Below are 22873 nucleotides of genomic sequence, written 5' to 3'. Positions count from 1 at the left end.
CCGCGTGTCAGAACCACTCGTGCAGGACCTCCGCGATACGCCGGAGCGCCGCATCAGTGGTCATCCGCCAGTGTGTGGTGGCCACCGGATGGTTGTGCACGGTACCGGCCACTGCGGCAGTCCAGGTCGCGGCGCCGACGGAACCCGTCGGATCGTCGTGGGCCGCGGTGAAATAGACGAGGTCGCCATCGAAGGACCGCGCACGATATGCCGCGTCGAGAGCCGCCGAATCGATCGCCGCGGCCACGACCCGTTCGATCCGCGCGGCCCCGAAGGATGCGAACGGCTCGGGGAGCGTGCTCAATCGCTGTGCCAGCTCAGACAATTCCACCGTTTCGTCCAGGCCGAATTCCGCGGCTCGAGCGCCGAGCAGTCCACCGAGCAGTTCCGGGACCGTCACCTCGATCCCCGCGAGTTTGGATCCGACGCCGATGTCGAGTAGTCGACTGTCCATCATGCCCAGCAGCGCCACCTGCGCGCCTTCGTCCTGGAGTTGGACGGCCATGGCATGCGCGAGCACACCCCCGAGTGACCAGCCGAGCAGGTGGTAGGGACCCTCCGGTTGCACCTCACGAACGTGTTTGACGTAGTGCCGCGCCCAATCCTCGATCGAATCCGGTAGTGGGTCCGCCGAACTCAGCGCGGGTGACTGGAGGCCGTAAATGGGCCGATTCGCATCGAGATGGGCTGCCAGCCCGGCGAACGACCACGCGATGCCCCCGATCGGATGGATGCAGAACAGCGGCTCGGCGGTGCCGGAAACCCGCAGCGGCAACAGCACATCGAATGCCGCGTCGGCACCGGCGCCCGCTGCGCCGCGCGCACGCAACTCCGCGACTATGCCCGCGGGAGTGGGGGCGGTGAACGCCCACATCACCGGAATCGTTTCGGCCATCGCCTCGCTCAACCGAGCCGTCAGCTTGGTCGCGATCAGTGAATTGCCGCCGAGTTCGAAGAAGTTGTCATCCAATCCGATGCGATCCAGACCCAATACATCCGCGAAAATCTCGCAGACCATGGTCTCGAGCGCTGTCGTCGGTGCGCGGAAGGCGCGGGTCCCGAGCTCCGGTTCTGGCAGCGCCGCGCGATCGAGTTTGCCGACCTGGGTCAACGGGACGTCGTCGAGGACCACGATCGCCGCGGGAACCATATGCGACGGTAAGGTCCGTGCGGCCCAGCGGATCAGCCGATCCGGATCGATCACCCGGTCCTGGGCGGCCACCACGTATGACACCAGAACCGTTGCCCCAGCGGAATTCTCCCTGCCGATCGTGACGGCGAAATCCACTTCCGCGTGGGCGGCCAGTACCGCATCGATCTCGCCGAGTTCGATGCGGAAGCCACGGATCTTCACCTGGAAATCGGTGCGGCCCCGATAGTCGAGCTCGCCCTCGGTATTCCATGCCACCAGGTCGCCGGTGCGATACATCCGGGCACCCGGCTGGAACGGGTCGGCGACGAAACGATCCGCCGTCAGGTCAGCGCGACCGACGTAGCCCCGCGCCAACTGCACTCCGGCCAAGTACAACTCACCCGCGACGCCGACCGGAACCGGGCGCAACCGCGAATTCAGCACGTATACCCGACTGTTCCACGTCGGTCTGCCGATCGGGACGGCCAGTTCATCGAACCTGCGCACCTGATGGCTGGTGATCGACACCGCCGCCTCGGTCGGGCCGTAAAGGTTGTACAGCGTCGCATCCGGCACAGCCGCCGCGAATCGGCGCGCCAGCGCGGCAGGCAGGGTCTCACCGATCGCCAGCACCTGGCGCAACGAGTCCGGCAGCCGACCCGTCAGCAATGCGTCGAGCATCGACGGCACCGCGTGCAGCGTGGTCACGCCCGCACGTGTCATCAGCTCGTTCAGGTATGCCGGGTCGCGGTGGCCGTCCGGCGCGGCGATGACCAGGCGGCCGCCGCAGGCCGCGGCCGACCAGAATTCCCACACCGACAAATCGAACGTCGCCGCCGTCTTCAGCAACACCGCGTCATCAGCGGTCAATCCGAATTGCGCTGTCTTCCAGAGCAACTGGTTGACAATCGCACCGTGTGTGACCGCGACCCCCTTCGGGCGACCCGTGGAACCGGACGTGAAGATCACATAGGCCGCGTGCTCGGCGCGCAACGGCGCGATCCGCTCTGCGTCGGTGATCGGCGCCGCGTCCACCGAGGACAGGTCCAGTCGATCCATCAGCACCACCGGCGCAGCGGAGGTCCCGAAACCCGCATCGACATTCGTCAGCACACATACCGGTGCCGCCGTCTCCAGCATGTAGTCGGTCCGCTGCGCGGGTTGATCCGGATCGACCGGCACGTACACACCACCGGCCTTGGTCACGGCATACATCGCGACGACCAGATCCACCGAACGCCGAATAGCCAACGCCACCCGCGACTCCGGGCCCACACCCGACGAAATCAAGTACCGCGCAACCTTGTTCACGCGTCCATCGAGCTCACCGTAGGTGATCGGAGTACCGTCGGCGGCGACCAGCGCCGTGGACTCCGGTGTGGCGGCGACAGTCTCGTCGAGCAGCGACGCCAATGTGGCGGCCGTATTCACCTGGTGCGCGGTGTCGTTCCACGCCGTGAGGATCCGTGTATTTTCTTCGGTCGCGAGCAGATCGATGGCACCGACCGGAACCTGCGGATCCGCGATCACGGCATCGAGGACCCGCACGAACCGGTCCACGAAACTCCGCACCGTGGACTCGTCGAACAGGTCCGCGGCGTAGGTGAAGAAGCCGCCGATACCGGTCGGCACACCGTCCTCGTCGTAGCTGTCGGCCATGATCACATGCAGATCGAACTGCGACAGCTGTCGATCCTGTGCCAACGCCGTGACGGTCAAGCCCGGCAATTCCATCCTGGCCGGGGCCAGATTCTGGAACGACAACCCCACCTGGAACAGTGGATGCCGCGCCGTCGAGCGCATCGGATTGAGCACTTCGACCAATTGCTCGAACGGCACATCGGCATGGGCGAACGCTTGGACGTCGATATCGCGTTGCCGCGCAAGCAACTCCGTGAAACTCGCACCCGCATCCACCCGGGTACGGAACACCAGGGTGTTGACGAACATGCCGATCAGATCGTCGAGCACCGCCTCACCCCGGCCCGCTATCGGTGTACCGATCGCAATATCGTCGGTGCCCGACAAGCGAGCCAGCAACACTGCCAGTGCGGTATGCGCAACCATGAACAGCGTCGCGCCCTCGGCCCGTGCCAGCCCCGCCAACGCCGCATGCGCACGCGCATCGATGTGCAACTCGACTCGGCCGCCTGCGAACGACTGCACCGCCGGCCGTGGCCGGTCTGTCGGCAAATCCAGCTGATCCGGCAGGTCGGCAAGGGCTCGCCGCCAGTAGGCGATCTGCTCGGCCGCCATCGAGCCCGGCTGGTCCGCACTGCCGAGCAGCGCACGTTGCCACAGCGTGTAATCCGCGTACTGCACGGCCAGCGGCGACCAATCCGGGGCCCGGCCCAGCGCACGAGCCGCGTATGCCGACGCCAGATCACGAGTGAGCGGGCCACCGGAGTAGCCGTCACCCGCGATGTGGTCGACGACCATGGCCAGCACGAATTCGGCGTCCGCGACCCGGAACAGCACGGCGCGGACAGGCACCGCGGCAGTCACGTCGAAGGCCGTCGTCGAAACCAGTTCCAGCACAGCCGATTCCACCTCGGCGGCACTGACGGTCCGAACCTCCAGCCGCGGCACCCCGGAGTGACCGGGGGGCAGGATGACCTGCAACGGATCCGCTGCATCGCCCGGCTGCGGATATATGGTTCGCAGGATCTCATGGCGCACAACGACATCGGTGAAGGCCTGCCCCAGCGCGGCGATATCCAGATCGCCGGTCAAACCGATCGCGACAGGAATGTTGTATGCGGTCGACTCGGTATCGAACCTGTTGAGAAACCACATCCGCTGCTGTGCGGGCGACAGCGGAATACGTTCCGGCCGTGGGCCCGCTACCAGGGCGCGGCGACTACCGGTACCGGTGAGCTTCGCCACCTCGCGCGCACAACCCGCGACGGTGGGCGCGGCGAACAGCACACGCACCGGAACCCGGGCATCCAGCGCCATGCCGAGGCGAGCGGTCACCCGCGTGGCGAGCAGCGAATTGCCGCCCAGCTCGAAGAAGTTGTCGTCGGCGCCGATCCGCTCGATGCCAAGCACCTCGGCGAAGACACCGGCTACGGCCTGTTCCGCCACCGTCGACGGTTCCCGGTAGATGCGCGCCGCGAACCCGGGTTCGGGGAGTGCATTTCGGTCGAGTTTGCCGACTGCGGTCAATGGAATCTCGTCGAGTACCACGACCGACGCGGGAACCATATGCGACGGCAGGCTCTGCGCGGCCCACTGTGCCAGTTGATCCGGCTTCAGCGACCGGCCCATCACATACGACACCAGAATCGTAGCCCCGCTCGGGTTTTCGCGCCCGATGGTCACCGCGTAGTCCACGTCGGGATGCGCGGCGAGCACTGCGTCGATCTCCCCGAGCTCGATGCGGAAGCCGCGGATCTTCACCTGGAAGTCCGTGCGGCCCAGGTACTCCAACTCCCAACCGGTAGCCGTGGCATTGGCTACCTCGACCCATCGGACCAGATCGCCGGTCCGGTACATCCGGTCGCCCGGCGGACCCCACGGATTCGCGACGAAACGTTCCGACGTCGAGCCGGAACGCCCGTGATAGCCGCGGGCGAGTGCCGGGCCCGCCAGATACAGCTCACCGGTGACACCCGCGGGCACCGGGTGCAACCGCTCATCGAGCACCGCCGCCCACCCGCCGGGTATCGGACGGCCGATCGTTACCTGTTGTCCCGCAAGCAGAGTCGTATAGGTGGCGCCGATCGTCGCCTCGGTCGGACCGTATCCGTTGATGAAGCGGCGACCCGGCTGCCACTTGGCAAGGAGGTCAGCGGTGGTGGCCTCGCCTCCTGCGGACACCACCGCCAGGTCGTCCAGGTCGGCGGGATCAACAGTGCCGAGCAGCGCTGGGGTGATGATCGTATGCGTGACCCGTTCGCCACGCAGCAGGTCACGCAGTTCGGTGCCGCCGACGATATCCGGTGCGGCGATCACCAGGGTGGCACCGCTGTAGAACGCGCTGGACCACTCCTCGACCGATTGGTCGAAACTCGGCGAACACACATGCAGCATCCGATGTTGCGGCTCGAGGCCGAGCATGTCGACCGTGTGGCCGACGAGTCCACCGAGCCCGGCGTGGGTGACGGCGACCCCCTTGGGCAGTCCGGTAGACCCCGACGTGTAGATCACATACGCCGGATGCGACACGCGCAGCGGCGCACGACGATCCGCGTCGGTCACCGCGGTCGCCGAGTGGGCGGCGCAGCGTGCGAGCACCGCGGGATCGTCGAAGATCAGCCAGTCCACCGTATCGGGTAGATCTGCGTGCTCAGCGACCGTAATGCCCACCACCGCACCGGAATCGGCCACCATGTGCCGCACCCGGTCCACCGGATAGCTCGGATCGACCGGCAGGTACGCGCCACCCGCCTTGGCGACCGCCCATACCGCGGCGATCATCTCGTACGAACGTCGCATCGCCAGCGCCACCACCGTCTCCGGCGCGACGCCTCGATCGATCAGTACGCGCGCCAGACGCGATGATAGTTCGTCGAGCTCACCGTAGGTGTATGCCCGTCCCGCGTCGCGCACCGCGACCCGATCGCGCCCGAAACCGACTCCCTGGGTCAGCAGATCCGGCAGCAGCCCGACGGTAGCCGGGGCGCCGCCTCCCATCCGGGTCAGCCACTCGTACTCGTCGTCGACCAACAGCGGCAGATCGCGCACCCGCGTCGTGGGCTCGTTCACGACCGCCGCCAGCACCCGGACGAACCGCCGGGCGAACCTCTCCGCCGTACCGTCATCGAAAAGATCACGCGCGAAAGACAGTTCGCCGAGCATCCGGTCCGAGTCGCCATCCGCGGCCGAGATCGCCAGTGCCAGATCCCCGACCGCATCCGGCGGGCTCTGGAACGACAGGGCCACCTGGAACAGGGGATGCCGATCCGGCGACCGCCGCGCTCCCAACAGATCGATCAACTCGTCGAACGGGATACCTGCGTGCGTGAACCCTTCCAGTTCACGCACGTGTGCCTCCGGTAGGAGGTCGGCGAAGCGCGCGGCTCGATCCACGCGGGTACGCAGCACCAGCTCGGCACGGCGGCTGCCTGGCGTCGGGGTGCCGATCGCGATGTCGTCGGAGCCTGATAGTCGCGCGAGCACTACCGCCAATGCCGCGCGCGCCACCGCGGTCCATGTCACGCCCGCCGTGTGCGCAAGCTGTCGGAGACCCAGGTGTACCTCGTTCGGCACCGAGAACTCCACTCGCCCACGGACATCGGACCGCACCGCCGTGCGCGGCCGGTCCGTCGGCAGCTCCAGCCGATCGGGCAGCCCCGCCAATGCGGTGCGCCAGTACCGAGACTTGGTGATCGGGTCGTCCGATTCGGTGTCGCACAGCAGTGCGATATCGGCCGCGGTACGGTCCGGTGTCGCGGGCAGATCGCTGAGCACGCGGCGAAGCCGATCGGCCACGGCCTGTGCCGTCTCGTCGGCGACGACATCGCGCCGGTACTTCACCTGCACCAGCGTCCGGGTATCCAGGAAGACCACAACGGTGATCGGATAGTGCGTGAAGTCGGCCCCGCGCATCTGCTCGATCCGCAGCCCGTCGATGGCGCTGCCCGCCTGCTGCAGCCCCTCGGCGTCGACCGGGTAGGACTCGAAGACCAGCATTGTGTCGAACAGTTCGTCATTGGGGACGCCGGCGGACGAAGCTTGCGTAGTCGGCGGGGTGGGTGAGCTCAGCCCGGCGACGCGTTGGATCGCGCCGAGTCCGAGGTGGTGATGGTCCAACAGCGACGCTTGCTCGCCCTGCAAACCCGCCAGCAGGGTCCGCGCTGTCGTGTCTGGATCGAACCGGATCCGTACCGGGATGGCATCCACGAACAGGCCGATCATGTCGCCGATACCGTCGAGTTGTGGCGGTCTGCCGGAGACGGTCGCGCCGAAGACGACATCGTCGCGTCCGGTGCTACCGGCGATGACCAGACCCCACGCCGCCTGGATCACCGTATTGGCGGTCACTTCGGCCGTAGCCGCGTACGCGGTGAGCGCCGAGGTCTGTGCGGTCGACAGATCGAATTCACAGACGCCGAACCCGTCGCCGGTCGCCGTGGGCCACGCCAGTTCAGGGGCGAGCATGGTCGCGGTGGCGCCGGTCAACACGTCCGACCAGGCGCGTACCGCGGCCTCCCGGTCTTGTTGCGCGAGCCACCGCAGGTAGTCGCGGTAGGGCCGGACCAGTGCGAGCGGTGACGTGTCGCCGCCGGTCGCGTACAGGACCAGGAGCTCCTTCATCAACAGCGGCATCGACCAGCCGTCGAGCAGAATGTGGTGTCCGGTCAACACGAGGTGGCTGTGTTTATGGTGCTCGGAGTCGTTGGTGTACACCGTGAATCGCAGCAGCGGCGCGACCGCCGGATCGAATCCGCGTCGCCGCTCGGCGACGAGCAGTTCCGGCAGCTCGGCCTCGGACACGCCGTCGACAACCTGCCACGGCACCTCGACCCCGTCCATCACCAGCTGCACCGACGTCCCGTCGGCCATGGGTACGAAGGCCGACCGGAGATTCGCGTGCCGGTCCAGAATGGTCTGCGCGGCTCGGCGCAACCGGCCCATATCCAGCTCGCCGGTCAGCCGCGCCGCCAGCTGGATTATGTAGGCGTCGATCGAACCGTCCAGCAGCTCGATGAGCACCCGCAGCGAATTCTGCAGCGGTGACAGTGGCAGCACATCCGACAGTCCAGGATGGTTGCGCCGCCACTGGTCCAACTCGACCTGAGAGACCCGCACCAGCGGCACATCCGACGGAGTCAGACCGCCGGCAGCCGGATCCTTCGCGTGCTCGGCAATCGCGGTGAGCGCGGTCAGCCAGTCCTCGGCCAACTCCCGCACCGCCGCCTCGTCGAGGATCGCGGCGGTAAAAGCGAACGACGCCACCATCCGCGGGCCATCGGCCGTATCGCTGACGATCGTGTTGATGTCGATCACCGCGGACAGTGGGAGGTCCGGATTCGGCTCTGCGGCAATGGTTCCCAGTTCTCCGGTCGGCAACCAGTCCGAGACGCCGTCGGGCACCGCACCCGCCGAGACACGGCCGAGGTAGTTGAAGCTGATCTGCCCGAGATCACCGGCCAGCGCGTCGGCGGTATCCGGATTCAGATGCCGGAGCAGGCCGAAACCGATGCCTCGATCCGGCACGGAAAGCAGTTGCTCCTTCACCGATTTCAGCACCGTGGCGGTCGCCTCGCCACCGGCGAGGGCGGCTTCGGTGTCGATTCCGGACAGATCGATGGCCACCGGACTGATGCTGGTGAACCAACCCACGGTGCGAGTCAGGTCAGCGCCGGGCACCGCGTCTTCTTCGCGACCGTGCCGCTCGAGCCGTAGCCGAGTGACCGGAGCATCGATGCCGCGCCGCGCCCGCCAGGAACGCACCGCCATCGCGAGCGCGGCGAGCAGACTGTCGTTGGCGCCGCCCTGGTACAGCGCGGGAACCTTGGCGAGCACCGCGTCGGCGACCTCGACCGGAACCCGGATATCGAATACGCCCCGGGTCTGGAAGGTATCGGCGACCGGGTCCAGGGCACGCGCGCCGAACAGTGGATCCGGCGTGGCCAGCACCCGTTGCCAATAGCCGAGTTCCTCGGCGCGGTCCGGTGTGGCGGCCGCTTCCACCAAGGCGTGCGCCCAGCGTCGGAAGGAGGTGCCGACGGTGGGCAATGCCACCGGCTGTCCGGCGCTGCGCTGTGCCCACGCGAGCACCAGATCCGGGATCAGGATGCGCCACGACACACCATCGATCGCATAGTGGTGGACCGCGACGGCGACAGCATCGCGCGCATCGGGTCTGCGCAGCCACGTGCACGCGATCATCCGGCCCGCAGCGGGATCCAACATCGCCAACGCGGAATCCATGGCCGCGTTGGCAATTCGGTTCAGCTCGGCCTCGTCGACACCCGCGGGCACCTCGACCTCGGCGACCAGCGCGTCGGCCTCGACGGCGCCACGCGCCGACACCTCGAACCGCCACGACCCGTCCGTCTGCCACACCCGCGAGCGCAGCACATCATGATGATCGAGCACCGCGCCGACAGTGGCCACCACACCCGCGCGATCGATCTCCTCCGGCAATCCGAGCGCCATGCTCTGAGCGAACCGACCGAACGAACCGTTGGTGAGGAACCAGGCAAGTACCGGAGTCAACGGAACCGCGCCGACACCGCCGCCGGGCAACTCCGCAAGAACCGCCGCCGACTCCGCACCGACCACGGCAACACGAGCCAACCTCGCGACTGTCTTCTGCTCGAACACATCCCGCGCGGTGAACACCATCCCCGCCGCCTTGGCCCGCGACACCAACTGGATCGACATGATGCTGTCACCGCCGACCGCGAAGAACGAATCGTCCACCCCGACCCGCTCCATACCCAGCACCTGCGCGAAGAGCTCGGCCAGCCGCGACTCCAACGCGCCGACCGGAGCGCGCGACACCGCCGTCGGGAACACCGGCTCCGGCAACGCTTTACGGTCCAGTTTTCCGTTCGAAGTCAACGGAATCCGGTCCAGCACCGCAATCGCCGTGGGCACCATATGCGACGGCAGGATCCCGGCCGCGTACTCCCGCAGCCCGGCCGGATCCACCACCCGCCCCGGCGCGGCCCGCACGTACGACACCAATGCCGTTGAGCCACCGGCCATCTCGCGACCCAGCGTGACCACGAAATCGATATCGGCATGTCGGCCGAGCATGGTATCGATCTCGCCGAGCTCGATTCGGAAACCACGGACCTTCACCTGGAAATCAGCGCGACCGACATAGTCCAGCTGCCAATCCGCCGACGGAACGGCGAGATTCCCCGCTCGCTGCTCCGGTGCCGCGTACCAGCGCACGAGGTCGCCAGTGCGATACATCCGCGAACCCGGCCCACCCCAGGGATTGGCGACAAACCGCTGCGCGGACAACCCGGCGCGGTTCCAGTAGCCACGAGCCAAGGCAGTGCCGGCCAGATACAGTTCACCCGTAACACCGGGTGGTACCGGATTCAACCGCGAATCCAGCACGAACGCCGAGCTACCCAGAATCGGCTTGCCGATCGTGATGTGCTGCCCCGCAACCAGTTCCACATTCGACGACATGACAGTCGCCTCGGTCGGACCGTACGCGTTGAACAACCGGCGGCCCGGCTGCCACTTGGCCAACAGCTCCGGGGTCAGCACATCCCCACCCACGAACAGCACTTCCATCCGGTCCACACCGGCCGGATCGACCGTGCCGAGCACCGCCGGAGTGATGATCGTGTGCGTTACCCCCTCGGTCCGCAGCAACTCGCCGAGTTCCGGTCCGCCCATGACATCCGACGGCACGACCACCAACGTCGCCCCCACCGAGAACGCGCACATCCATTCCATCACCGACGGATCGAAACTCGGCGAACAGATATGCAGGTACCGGTGGTGCGGCTCGAGACAGTACTGGCCGACCGAATGATCGACCAGATCGCTCAACCCGCCATGGGTTACGGCGACCCCCTTGGGCAGGCCCGTCGAGCCCGACGTGTAGATCACGTAGGCCGGATGTTGCGTCCGTAACGGCGCGATCCGCTCGGCATCGGTGATCGTGCCGGCGGACTTGCCTGCGCACAACACCGCCGTCTCGGGTGCATCGAGCACCAGCCAATCCACCGCATCGGGTAGGCGATCGACATAGTCGGATCCGGTAATACCCAGGGCCGCAACGGAATCGGTCAACATGTGCCGCACCCGATGCGCGGGATGAGCCGGGTCGACCGGCAGATGCGCACCACCGGCCTTGGCGATCGCGATGGCTGCCAGCACCATTTCGTAGGAACGGGGCAGTGACACCGCCACCGGCAGTTCGGGACCGACACCTCGATCGATCAGGACTCTCGCCAACCGTGACGATTGGTCGTCGAGTTCGCCGTAGCTGATCGATCGACCCTGGTATCGCACCGCAATCCGGTCCCGGCCCGAGGCGAGTCCACGAGTCAGCAGATCAGGCAGCAACCGCGGCGCCCGCCCGTCGTCGTGGATCCGGGTCAGCAGGGCCAGCTCGTCGTCGCCGAGCAGCGGCAGGTCACCGATCGGGTCTCCGGGGCGGTGCACCGCGGCGGCCAGCAGCCGGAGGAATCGCTCGGCGAAGATCTCCACGGTGCGCCGGTCGAACAGATCGGGCGCGAAGGACAGGTTCGCGACGAGGGCGCTGTCTGGGTTCTCCCGAATGTGCAGGGACAGGTCGAACGGGCCGCGTGTGATGGGAGCCCGATCACCTGCGGACAACATCACCTGTACCAGTGGGTGACGTGCGTCCGACCGAACCGGATCCAGCAGTGTCACCAACTCGTCGAAGGGCAGTTCTGCTCGTGCGAATGCCTGTAGGGCAATGTCTTTCGCCTGCGCGAGCAGATCGCCGAACGAGATTTCACCCGGCACCCTGGTGCGCAGTACGACCGTGTTGACCGATCCGCCCGCTTCGGCAGGGGTGCCGATCGCGATGTCATCGGTCCCCGATAGTCGCGCGAGCAGTACCGCGAAGGTCGCGTGTACGACGTTGAACACCGTGGTGTCGTGCGCGACTTGCTGTATCCGGTGCTGCAGATCCGCATCGATCTCGAACTGGACGCACGAGTCCGCGAGGGAGGGGATCGCAGGACGTGGGCGATCCGCGGGCAGGTTCAGCTCATCCGGCAGGCCCCGGAGCGCGGTGCGCCAGTAGCGCGTCCGCGAGATCAGATCGCCGCGCTCATCGAAGAACCGATTTATTTCCGCCGGCGTGCGCTCGGGCGTCGCAACGAATTCACCGATCAGCATCCGCAACCGCGCGGCGAGCGCCTGCGCGGCGGCGGTGGTAATAATGTCGCGCCGGTACTGCACCTGTACATGCAGTCGAGTGCCCAACTCGACCACGACAGCCACCGGGTAGTGCGTGAAGTTGCGACCTTGGAGATCGACGACTTCCAGCCCGTCGATCGTCGCGTGGGCCTGCCGCAAACCATCGGTGTCGACGGGATACGACTCGAAGGCCACGAGAGAATCGAACAACTCACCGGCACCAGCTGCGCGCTGAATATCGGCCAACCCGATGTGATGACAGTCGAGCAACGAAACCTGTTCGGACTGCAGCCGAATCAGCAGTTGCCGCACCGGCGCATCAGAGTCGAACCGAACCCGAACCGGGACGGTATTGGCGAACAGGCCGACCATTTCGTCGACCCCGTCGACCTGCGGCGGCCGCCCGGAAACCACCGCGCCGAACACGACATCATCGCCCCCGGCACATGCCGCGAGCACCAGACCCCACGCCGCCTGGACCACTGTATTGACGGTGACCTCGGTTGCGGCGGCGAACCTCGACAGTTCAGCAGTCTCGGCAGGTGACAGGTCGGCGGCGCAGACACCGTGGCCGTCGGTGGCCGTTGCGGGCGATGGCAGGGTCGCGGCCAGCCGAGTCGGCGTCGGATCTGCCAGCGCCGCGCGCCACGTCCGCAGGGTGGCGTCCCGGTCGTAGCGCGCCAACCAGGCGAGATAGTCCCGATACGGCCGGACTCGCGGCAGCGGCGTCGAATCACCGTCGGCCGCATAGGAAATCAGCAGTTCCTTCATCAGCAACGGCATCGACCAGCCATCCAACAGGATGTGATGCGCGGTCAACACCAGATGTACGCGTCCGGAGTTCGTGCGATACACCGTGAATCGCAGCAGCGGCGCCACCGCCGGATCGAACCCGACGCGTGCCTCGCCGGCCAGGAGCGACGCCGGATCGGTGTCCGAGGTGTCGACGATCCGCCACGGGACCTCGAGACCCTCCGCGACGATCTGGACCGGGGCGCCCTCGACCGAAGTTCTGAACGCGGCCCGCAGGATCGCATGCCGATCCAACACTGCTTGCGCCGCCCGCCGTAGGCGATCCAGGTCGATCACGCCGGACAACTCCACCGCCAACTGCAGCAGATAGGGATCCGCCGAATCGTCGGAAAGCTGTGTCAGGAAAAGCAATCCGAGCTGCAGGGGCGACAGCGGCAGGACATCGACCAGGCCCGGGTGCTCCCGCTGCCAGATATCGAGTTCCCCCTGAGCGATCCGCACGAGCGGGACATCCGCCGGAGTCAGGCCACCGGCCGCCGGATCGTGGACATGTCCGGCAAGCATGGTCAGCGCGGCCACCCAGTACTCGGCCAGCTCCCGCACGGAGGCCTCGTCGAGGATCTCGGACGCGTACGCGAATGACGCACTCATCTGCGCGCCCGCGTCGGTATCGGTGACGATCGCGTTGATATCCACCACGGCGGCCGCGGGCATCGCCCGATCCTGGTCGGCTTCCGGGGCGCCCCAGTCGGCGGTCGGCAGCCAACTGTGATCCGTCAGCCCCGCCGGTACGTCGCCTGCGGAAATCCGACCGAGATAGTTGAAACCGATCTGGCCGAGCGCACCGTCGAGTTCGCCAGCGGTATCGGTGTCGAGATAACGCAGCATGCCGAAACCGATGCCTTTATCCGGCACCGCGAGCAGCTGCTCCTTCACCGTCTTGAGCATCGCCGCGGTCGCGTCGGCGGTGTTCCACGCGGCATCGGCGTCGATGCCGGACAGATCGAGCGCCACCGGATACATGCTGGTGAACCAGCCGACAGTGCGGTTCAGGTCGGCACCGGCGACGGCGGTTTCCTCACGACCGTGTCCCTCGAGCCGGATTCGCGTGGCCGCGGCATCGACCCCTCTTCTCGCCCGCCACGAGCGCACCGCGAGCGCCAATGCCGCGAGCAGACCGTCGTTGACTCCGCTCCGATACAACCTCGGCAACTCGGTCAACACCGCATGGGTTATCTCGGCCGGCACCATGACGGTGAAATGCCGCACCGTGGCCGCTGTATCGATGACCGGGTCGAGTGCCCGCGCGCCCAACAGGGGATCAGCGACGGTCAGAACCTGCCGCCAGTACGGCAATTCGCTGGTACGGTCCGCGGCGGTCGCCGCCTCCAGACCGTGCGCCCACCGCCGGAACGACGTGCCGACGCCGGGCAGGTCGATCCGGTGACCACCGTCGCGTTGCGCCCACGCGGTCACCAAGTCCGAGATCAGAATTCGCCACGACACGCCATCGATCACGTAGTGATGCGCGACGATGACCAGCGCGTCCCGGCCGTCCGATCGAGACAGCCAAGTGCAGGCGATCATCCGGGCCGACGCCGGGTCCAGCGTGTCGAGGGCGGAATCCATTGCCGCAGTGGCGGTTCCGCATAACTCATCGATGTCCAGTCCGGCGGGCACGTCGACACGAGTGAGCAGCGCGTCCACGTCCACCGCACCCGGCGCCAGAGTGTGCAACTGCCATCGCCCGTCGGCAGACCAAAGTCGTGCGCGCAGCATGTCGTGGTGGTCCAGCACCGCGGCGAGTGTGGCCACCAAACCCGCCCGGTCGATGTGCTCGGGTAGGGCCAGCACCATCTGCTGGGTGAACCGGCCGAACGACCTCCCCCCGACAAGATGGGCGGCCAGCACCGGTGTCAGCGGAATCTCCCCGATACCGCCGCCGGGCAACTCCGCGAGCCTCGGCGTGGGTTCGGCACCGACAACCGCGACCCGCGCCAGCCCGGCCACGGTGCGCTGCTCGAACACATCCTGAGGGGTGAACACTATCCCCGCCGCGCGGGCCCGCGAGACCAACTGGATCGATAGGATGCTGTCTCCACCGGCGGCGAAGAACGAGTCCTCCGCCCCGACCCGCACACCGAGCACTTGGGCATACAACTCGGCGAGCCGGGATTCGACAGCGCCCACGGGGGCCCGCGACACCGCCGCCTCGAACACCGGCTCGGGCAACGCCTGCCGATCGAGCTTTCCGTTGGCGGACAAGGGGATCGCGTCGAGCACGACGATCGCGGACGGCACCATATGGCCGGGCAATGCGGCCCCGGCGAAGCGCAAGAGTTCTCCGGCATCGACGGAAATGCCGTTGCGCGCCAGCACATAGGAGACCAGCAGGGTCGCGCCGGAGGGCGCGACCTTGCCGAGCGTCGCGGCGTATTCGATATCGGGGTGACCGGTCAGTGCGGCGTCGATCTCACCTGGCTCGATTCGGAAGCCGCGGATCTTGACCTGGAAATCCGAGCGACCCAGATATTCGATCGCGCCATCGGTCATGCGCCGCCGCACCAGATCGCCGGTGCGATACATCCGTGCGCCGGGGTTGCCGGCTTCCCCGCCGAACGGATTCGCCACGAATCGTTCCGCCGTGAGCGCCGCCCGCCCCAGGTAGCCCTGCGCGAGCGCGGGACCGGAAAGGTAGAGTTCGCCGATCACTTCGGCGGGTACCGGCCGCAACCGCGAATCGAGCACCACCGCGCCGACACCCGGCAGGGCGGTGCCGATGGTGATCGGCTGACCGGGCACCAACTCGGCGCTGCCGGTGGCGAGAATGGTGGCCTCGGTGGGCCCGTAGGCGTTGTAGAAAGACCGCCCGGCGACCGCCCATCGCTCGACCAGCCGTGGGCCGAACGCATCACCCGCGACGACCACGACCCGCACCGTGTCGAGTCCGACCGGATCGACCGACTCCAGCGCTGCGGGCGTGATCAGCATGTGCGTGACACGCTCACGGCGTAACAGGTCGGCCAGCTCGGCGCCGCCGAAGACCGTGGGCGGGGCCACCACGAGCGTCGCGCCGGAACTGAAGGCCAGCAGTAGCTCGAGCACCGATACGTCGAAGTTCGGCGAACAGACGTGCAGCACCCGCGAATCGCCATCGACCGCGTAGCGCTCCCGTTGAGCGTTCACCAGCATCGCAATACCTGCGTGAGTCACCACAACGCCCTTCGGGCGACCGGTGGAGCCGGAGGTGTAGATGACGTAGGCCGGATGCTGTTCGGTCGGTGTGCTCACCCGGTCCACATAGGAGATCGGATGTGCGGGTCGCGCCGCGATCCGCTCCCGGTGCAGCGGATCATCGATGTCGAGCCAGTAGATCTCGGTGCCGAACCGTGAGCGATGCGTCGAGTCGGTGAGCCCCAGCACCGCTCGCGAGTCGGCGACGATGTATTCGCTGCGCTCCGGCGGAAGGGTGGGGTCGACCGGCACATACGCCGCGCCGGTCTTGGCGATGGCCCATACGGCCAGTACGGATTCGATCGAGCGGGTGAAACCGACGGCAACGACGTCGCCGGGGCCCACACCCCGCTCGATCAGTTCCCGTGCCAGTCGCGATGACGACTCGTCCAGCTCGGTGTAGGTGAGTTCGCGCTGATCAGCGGATTCGCCGGTCGGGTTGTAGCGGATCGCGATGGAGTCGGCCGCGGATTCGACCGCTGCCCCCAATAACTGCATGAACAGCGGGCTACTCGATCTGCGGCGAATTCGACCCCGAGCAGTGCGACGAACCCTATCCATTCGAGTACTACAGTCCTCTCGCGTCGAGCCCACAGGTCTTGCCGAAACCAACGAACCCGGCCGGATCCCGGCACACCGTTGGCGGACCAGTGTCGAACAAAGCGAGAAGGTATCGATTTTGGAGTATTTGTGCCCTATCAAATCACAGGCACCGGCGTCATGACGTCACACGGGTTACCTCCGGGGCACGGCGCTCACCGTTTGCTCAGAGCGCTGCGAGAGCCAGCGCGGCGACCCACAGCTCCCGATCGATCGGATCGTCCGGCACACCGTGATCGGCCGACCGGAATGTTTCCACGACATCGGCGCCGGGGTGCTCCTGGGACGCCGACCAAAGATTCCCCCGTGCGTCGGCGGTCCGCATCAGGGTCGCTTCCGCGTGGAATCCGAACCCCCACAGCGTCTTACGGGGCGCCCGCGAGAAGACCAGCGTCGCCAGATCCTGGAACGGCGGATCAGCCGATGTCGGTAGCGTGAGAACGCCGATCTGATCCGGACCCGCCAGGGTGAGGCCGAAAAAGAGGGGAGTCGAGTCGGACTGCTCGTCGGCTCCGAGCAAGGTGGCGGTCACGGTGCGGATCAACTCGTCGGATGGGTAGAGAATCGTTCGCGACATAGCCGCCTTTCGCCTTCCCGGGATGGACCGCGCTTCCCCCACGCGGTAGTCGGCCTTGATTGTGGGCTGGACCACAGTAGCGTCGAAGACGACCGCGCGCTCGGCGCACAGTGAAATCCCACACCGAACTCGATCTGCCTGTGGTGCCGAAAGATCGAGGTCGGGCGCCTGGTGTGCGGTGAGTTGCCGTGACTTAGCCAGCTACACCGATAACAATTCCGCGCATGACGGTGGCGGCGAGCGGCGGATTGATAAATCGGCGGATTGATCAGGCGTCCGATACGACACCGCGCGCGAGATTTCGGCCCGACATCGAGGGGTTACGAGCAGTGGCCGTACTCGTCGTTGTGCTTTTTCATGCGAACACGCCCGGTCTCGGGGGCGGATTCATTGGTGTCGACGTCTTTTTCGTAATTTCCGGATTCCTCGTCACCGGAATCCTTTGGCGGGAAGCGGCTTCCGCCGATACTGTCGGGTTGCTCCGGTTCTACGGCGCGCGGGCCCGCCGCCTGCTGCCCGCTGCCGGTGTCGTGGTGGTTGCCACGGCGATCGGCGCGGCGGTACTGCTGCCACCGCTGCAGGCTCGCCAGGTCCTCGGCGATGGGATCGCCAGCGCCTTGTACACGGGGAACTATCGGCTCGCGCTGCACGGCACCGACTACCTTGCCGCCGACACGCTTCCGTCGCCGTTTCAGCACTTCTGGTCGCTCGGTGTGGAGGAGCAGTTCTATCTGTTGTGGCCCGCACTGATCGCCGGCACCGCGTGGTTCGCGCGGCGGCGCGGAATCGGCTCGGCCGCTGTGCTCCCGTACCTGGTCGTTCTTGCGGTTGTCGCCGCGCTCTCCTTCGCGATCTCGCTGGCCTGGACCCACACGCTGCCACCGTGGGCGTTCTTCTCGCTGCCGACGCGGGCCTGGGAGCTGGGCGCAGGCGGCATGATCGCGCTGTCGGCCGGTACGTGGTCCCGGTTGCCGAAATCAGTCGTTGCCCCAGCCGGATGGATCGGTCTGACCCTGATCGTCGCTGCGTGTACCCAGCTGAACGGGAAGACACCGTATCCGGGCACCGCGGCCCTGCTGCCCGTTCTCGGTACCGCACTGGTGATCGTATCGGGCTGTGCGGAAACACGATTCGGGGTTGGCCGCGGACTGGCGGTGCCGGTAATGCGGGCGATCGGGCGCGTGTCGTACTCCTGGTATCTGTGGCACTGGCCGGTATTGCTGCTGGCGCCGTGCGTGCTCGGCCACCAACTCGGACGAGGTGGCTCGATGGGCGCGGTCATGATGGCAGGCGGACTCGCCATGCTCACGTTGTGGCTGGTCGAGAACCCGGTTCGCTTCGCCGCCCCATTGCGAGGGTCGGCCGCGCGCAGCCTCGCCTGTGGCGGCGCGATCACCGCGGTCGCCGGCGGTGTCGCACTGATGCTGCTCGTGCTCACTCCCGTCCCGGTCGGCCGCGGCGCGGTGGCCGCGGCTCTCACGCTCGCCACGCCGGCCGCACCGGCCACCTCCAGCGCGGACGCGCACGACGCGGCGGTCCGGCAGCTGACCGCGCAGACGCAGGCCGCAGTCGCCGCCGCGGCCGAAATCCGTGCTGTCCCTTCGAATCTCACCCCCTCGCTGGCCGACGCGCCAGGCGACAAGGCGGGCGTGTTCGCCGACGGCTGCGTGCGATCGTGGCGTGACGTGGGACAGGCCGAGTGCGCCTCCGGTGATCCGGACTCGGCCACGACAGTGGCCCTGGTCGGCGATTCACACGCCGCGATGTGGCATCCGGCGTTCGAGTCGATCGCCGGGCAGCGGCACTGGCGGCTGGAAACCATGGCCAAGGTCACCTGTCCGTTGCTCGGCTTGCCCATCACCAGCCCTTATCTGGGCCGGGAGTACACCGAATGCGAGCAGTGGCGCGGCCAGATCCTGGCCAGGTTGCAGGCCGAACGCCCCCGGTTGATCGTGGTGAGCATGTCGCGGCGCTACGGCGCCGACTTCGGCTTCGTCTCTTACGACCAGGCCTGGATCGAGAGCCTGAACCGCCTGGTCGGCCAGCTGCGAGCGACTGGGGCGGCGGTCCTCGTGCTCGGGTCGATCCCCGATCCGCACACCACCGTGCCCGCGTGCCTGTCCGAACATATCGACAATGCCGAGGCATGCACGCCGGCGCGGCCGGAAGCGGTCGACGACGCGGGTATAACGGCTGAGCAGGCGGCTGCTACCACCGGCGGCGGCCAGTACGCCGATCTGACCTCGCTGTTCTGTACTGCTGCCAGCTGCCCCCTGATCATCGGTGACAACCTGGTGTACCGCGACGACAACCACCTCACCGTCAGTTACGCCAGAACTCTCGGACCGGTCATCGCCGCACTCGCCGACCGTGCACTCGCCAACGGCTGAGCCGGCCACGCAGGTCCGGGTTCATCGGTGCTTCTCGGCGGATATGTAGGCCGCCTGCTGCAGCCGGTCGAGCAGTTCGGCAGGCAGGTCGGTGGGCAGGTCGGTGATCGGGCGGCCGTAGGTGGCGGCCAGATCGAAGGGGCTGACCCGGTGGACCGACCAGTCGTGCCGAGACAGCCAGTCCCCGGGATCGGCGCGGGCGTCGTCGTACCACAGGTCGTGCACGTTCAAGTTCCCGAACGGGTTGGGGCCGAAGAACTTTTCCTCCATGTCGAAGTGGCGCTGGTCCATGCCGCGGCCGAAGTCGTCGGCGGCCACGCAGCTGCCGGGGACGGACAGGGCGTCGATGCGTTCGAACAATGCGTCGTGCGCCGAACCCGGCAGGAACGGCAACAGCCCCTCGGCCGACCAGGCCGACGGCCGCCCCGGATCGAAACCCGCGGTAGTGAGCGCGGCGGGCCAGTCGTCGCGCAGATCGATTGCCAGCGCACGCCGATCGGCCGTAGCCACGGCACCGTGCTCGGCGAGCACCCGGTCCTTGAACTCCAGCACACGGGGCTGATCGATCTCGAAGACGACCATGCCCGCGGGCCAATCGAGTCGATAGGCCCGCGCATCCAGGCCGGATGCCAGGATCACCGCCTGCCGCACGCCCTGCTGCCACGCCGCGGCGAAGAACTCGTCGAAGAACCTTGTCCGAACCCCCATGAACCGCCCGAACAATCCGCCCGCGCCCGCCGACGCCGGTTCCTCCAGTTTCTGCAGAAAGTGCGGTTCACCCGCCGCCTCCACGAACCACGCGGCATAGTCGTCGTGGATCATCGGCTCGGGATCGAGCGTTTCGAGTGCGCGAAACGTGGCGACGCCCAAGGCAGTCAGACCCACGCTCGTCACGATGTCCCAGCTGTCTCCGTCCGTTCGCATAAATATCACCCCATGGTGTCAGCGATGAATGGCAGGTCGTTCAGCGGTCAGGTGTGGGTACGGTAGTGCGGGTTCACGATGCGCTCGAGGGCCGCCAGATCCGATTGCAGGGCATAGAAGGTGCGCAGGGCGACGGCGAACGCGACGAGCCCACCGATACAGAGGGCTACTATCGAGCCGATCACCGTGTGCTGCTGATACGGAGTCAGGAATATCAACCCCAACGACACGCCGATCAGCGGAACCGATGCTGCCACACCGAGATACACGCGGCTGCGCCGGATCAGCCGATGCAGCCTGGGGGCGTCGTCGGGGGAGATGTGACCGGCGGCGACCAAACCCGGGTAGTACCAGCGCAAGACGAAAAAGGTGGCCGGAAAGTACGTGTACACGACCGCCACCGCGGCCGCGACGAGGCTCGAGGCAATCAGATTCGCCAGCAGCCCGGCCGGTATCGGCCCCAGCGACAGCAGTTTCACCGCGAAGATACCCATGGCCAGGATCCATCCGATAAACGCGACTGCCGCGATCCGGTCGCCGCAGGCCAGGGTGTCGGCGCGCGCCCGGGCGAGGGTGGCCTCGTCGAATTGCTTGCCCCGGCGCAGGCCGTCGGGAACCAGAAAGACGTTGCGGCACCAGTACAGCAGGCCGGCGATGGCGACCGGATAGGAGATCGCGATCACCACGTACCCCAGGTGGGTCAGCCGCCCGGCAGCCTCGGAGCCCAATTGGAGTTGGATCAGCCGGACGTTGTGCGCCGAAAGGTACAGTCCCGCCGCGACCTGGCCGAACATGCTTGCCGGAATCACCACCGGGATCGGCCGCATGCGCAGCCGTGCCCGCAGGCTGTGTGCGGGCGGGTCGACCAGATCGCGGGCGGCCCGGTCCTGACTCAATTCCAGCTGCTGGGCCAGTTCGGCGCCGCCGGGGTAGCGGTCGGCAGGGTCGGGCGCAAGGCAGGTGAGCAGGGCGTGACGCAGTAGGGCTGGGCAGTCCGGGGGCAGGTCGGCCTGCAGGGTCGCATCGACGAGCCGACGGCGTCGATCGATCATCGCCTGCAACGATTGCTCCGATTCGCCTGCTCCGAACTCGTCGTCGAACGGTCGCCGTCCGGTGAGTAGTTCCCACAGGACCACAGCCAGCGAGTACAGGTCGCTGCGGGTGTCGAGATCGGCGGCAGTGGTGGCCAGGGTGGGGTGGCAGGCCTCGAGTTGTTCGGGGGACATGTAGGCCAGGGAGCCGCCGAAGTATGCGACGGGGTTCGCGCCGGGCAGGTGGCGGCTGAAGCTGATGTTGAAGTCGGCCAGTTTGGGCTGGCCGTCGGCGGTCAGCAGCACATTCGCGGGTTTGATGTCGCGGTGCAGCACACCATGGTGATTGGCGTAATCGAGCGCCGTGGCCAGCCGGGCGCCCAACCAGGCCACGGTCTCCGGCCAGGTCAGCTGTTCCAGCGCCGCGCGAGCGGGCGAGTGCTGCGGCTCGAGCACGCCGCCGCTCGTGGTGGCGGCGTCGACGGCCTGCAGCAGCAGCTTGCCGCTGCGTCGGACCGGTGGGGTGCTGCGCAGTTGCCGCAGCACACCCAGCAGGGTGCCGCCGGGTATGTACTGCATGTACATAAGCTTCAGATGCTGTTCGGCGAGCTGACGCTGATCGAAGACGCGGACGATGTAATCGTGGTCGAGCTGGGCCAGCGTCTGCGGTTCGGTCCCGCGGTCGCGGGAGATCTTCACAGCCACCAGCCGGCTCATCGATCGCTGCCGGGCCAGGAATACGCGCGCGAAGGCGCCGCGGCCCAGTGGCAGCAGCAGATCGAAATCGTCGACGGAGGCGCCCGTACCGATGGCCTCGAGGGCATCGAGTGCCCCGGGGTCGGCCAGCAGCGTGCTGCGCAGGCCGCCGACATCGAAAGTCTCGGTGATGCAGGCCATTTGGGCCGGATAGTCGTGCTCGTACTCGGTGAGGTCGACGTCGTTGCGGCAGCTGCGGGCACTGATCTCCTCGTAGATGAGATCCGGCGGCAACGGGGCAGTGCCCAATTCCGGGAACTGTTCGCGATAGTCGGCAAGACGCAGCGCGTCGTCGCTGCGCTGCCACCGTTCGTGCAGATCCACCTTGATCAGCTCGATCAACGTGGTCCGCCGCAGCGCGGGCTCGACGGGCAGGTGCGCCGACAGATCGGGCGGTTCGCTCGATGCTTTCCAGTCCCCGGCGAACTGGGCAACCAGGGTCGTCAACGCGGTCTGCGTTGCCGTCGCGCGCGCGACACCGGCGCCGGGTGTGCTCGCGCCGAGGTTCTGATCCATCGTCGCTCGCTTCGAAGTGGTCGAGCCCGGGCCCCGCACGGAGGGGTATCGGATCCCTCCGGCGAGTAGCTGGCACTTCACCAACAGCCTTTCGCCCTTGGGCCCATTTGTCCACCCCCCGACCTCGTTGGGTGAACCGGGCCTC

5 protein-coding genes are annotated in these 22873 nt (G+C 67.0%); 1 reads left to right on the top strand and 4 read right to left on the bottom strand.

What is annotated here, in order from left to right:
- Nucleotides 1–7: 7 nt before the first annotated feature.
- Nucleotides 8–16432 (bottom strand): amino acid adenylation domain-containing protein, encoded by a 16425-nt coding sequence (locus tag ACZ60G_RS40545; RefSeq protein WP_465817276.1) that lies wholly within the window; start codon nt 16430–16432, stop codon nt 8–10.
- Nucleotides 16433–16700: 268 nt separating this feature from the next.
- Nucleotides 16701–17111 (bottom strand): hypothetical protein, encoded by a 411-nt coding sequence (locus ACZ60G_RS40540; protein ID WP_465817275.1) that lies wholly within the window; start codon nt 17109–17111, stop codon nt 16701–16703.
- Between the two features lie 224 nt (nt 17112–17335).
- Between ACZ60G_RS40540 and ACZ60G_RS40535 the strand changes: the two genes are divergently transcribed.
- Complete coding sequence (locus ACZ60G_RS40535; RefSeq protein ID WP_465817274.1) at nt 17336–19501, top strand: acyltransferase family protein; 2166 nt, start codon at nt 17336–17338, stop codon at nt 19499–19501.
- A gap of 21 nt (nt 19502–19522) precedes the next feature.
- On the opposite strand, the gene ACZ60G_RS40530 is transcribed toward ACZ60G_RS40535, so the two are convergent.
- Together ACZ60G_RS40530 and ACZ60G_RS40525 are read right to left on the bottom strand one after the other, a co-directional pair.
- Nucleotides 19523–20425 (bottom strand): class I SAM-dependent methyltransferase, encoded by a 903-nt coding sequence (locus ACZ60G_RS40530; RefSeq protein WP_465817273.1) that lies wholly within the window; start codon nt 20423–20425, stop codon nt 19523–19525.
- A gap of 47 nt (nt 20426–20472) precedes the next feature.
- Complete coding sequence (locus ACZ60G_RS40525) at nt 20473–22728, bottom strand: serine/threonine-protein kinase (RefSeq protein ID WP_465817272.1); 2256 nt, start codon at nt 22726–22728, stop codon at nt 20473–20475.
- Nucleotides 22729–22873 lie beyond the last annotated feature (145 nt).

Source organism: Nocardia sp. NPDC102475, from assembly GCF_055584605.1.
This window is presented reverse-complemented; position numbering and strand designations above follow the sequence as displayed.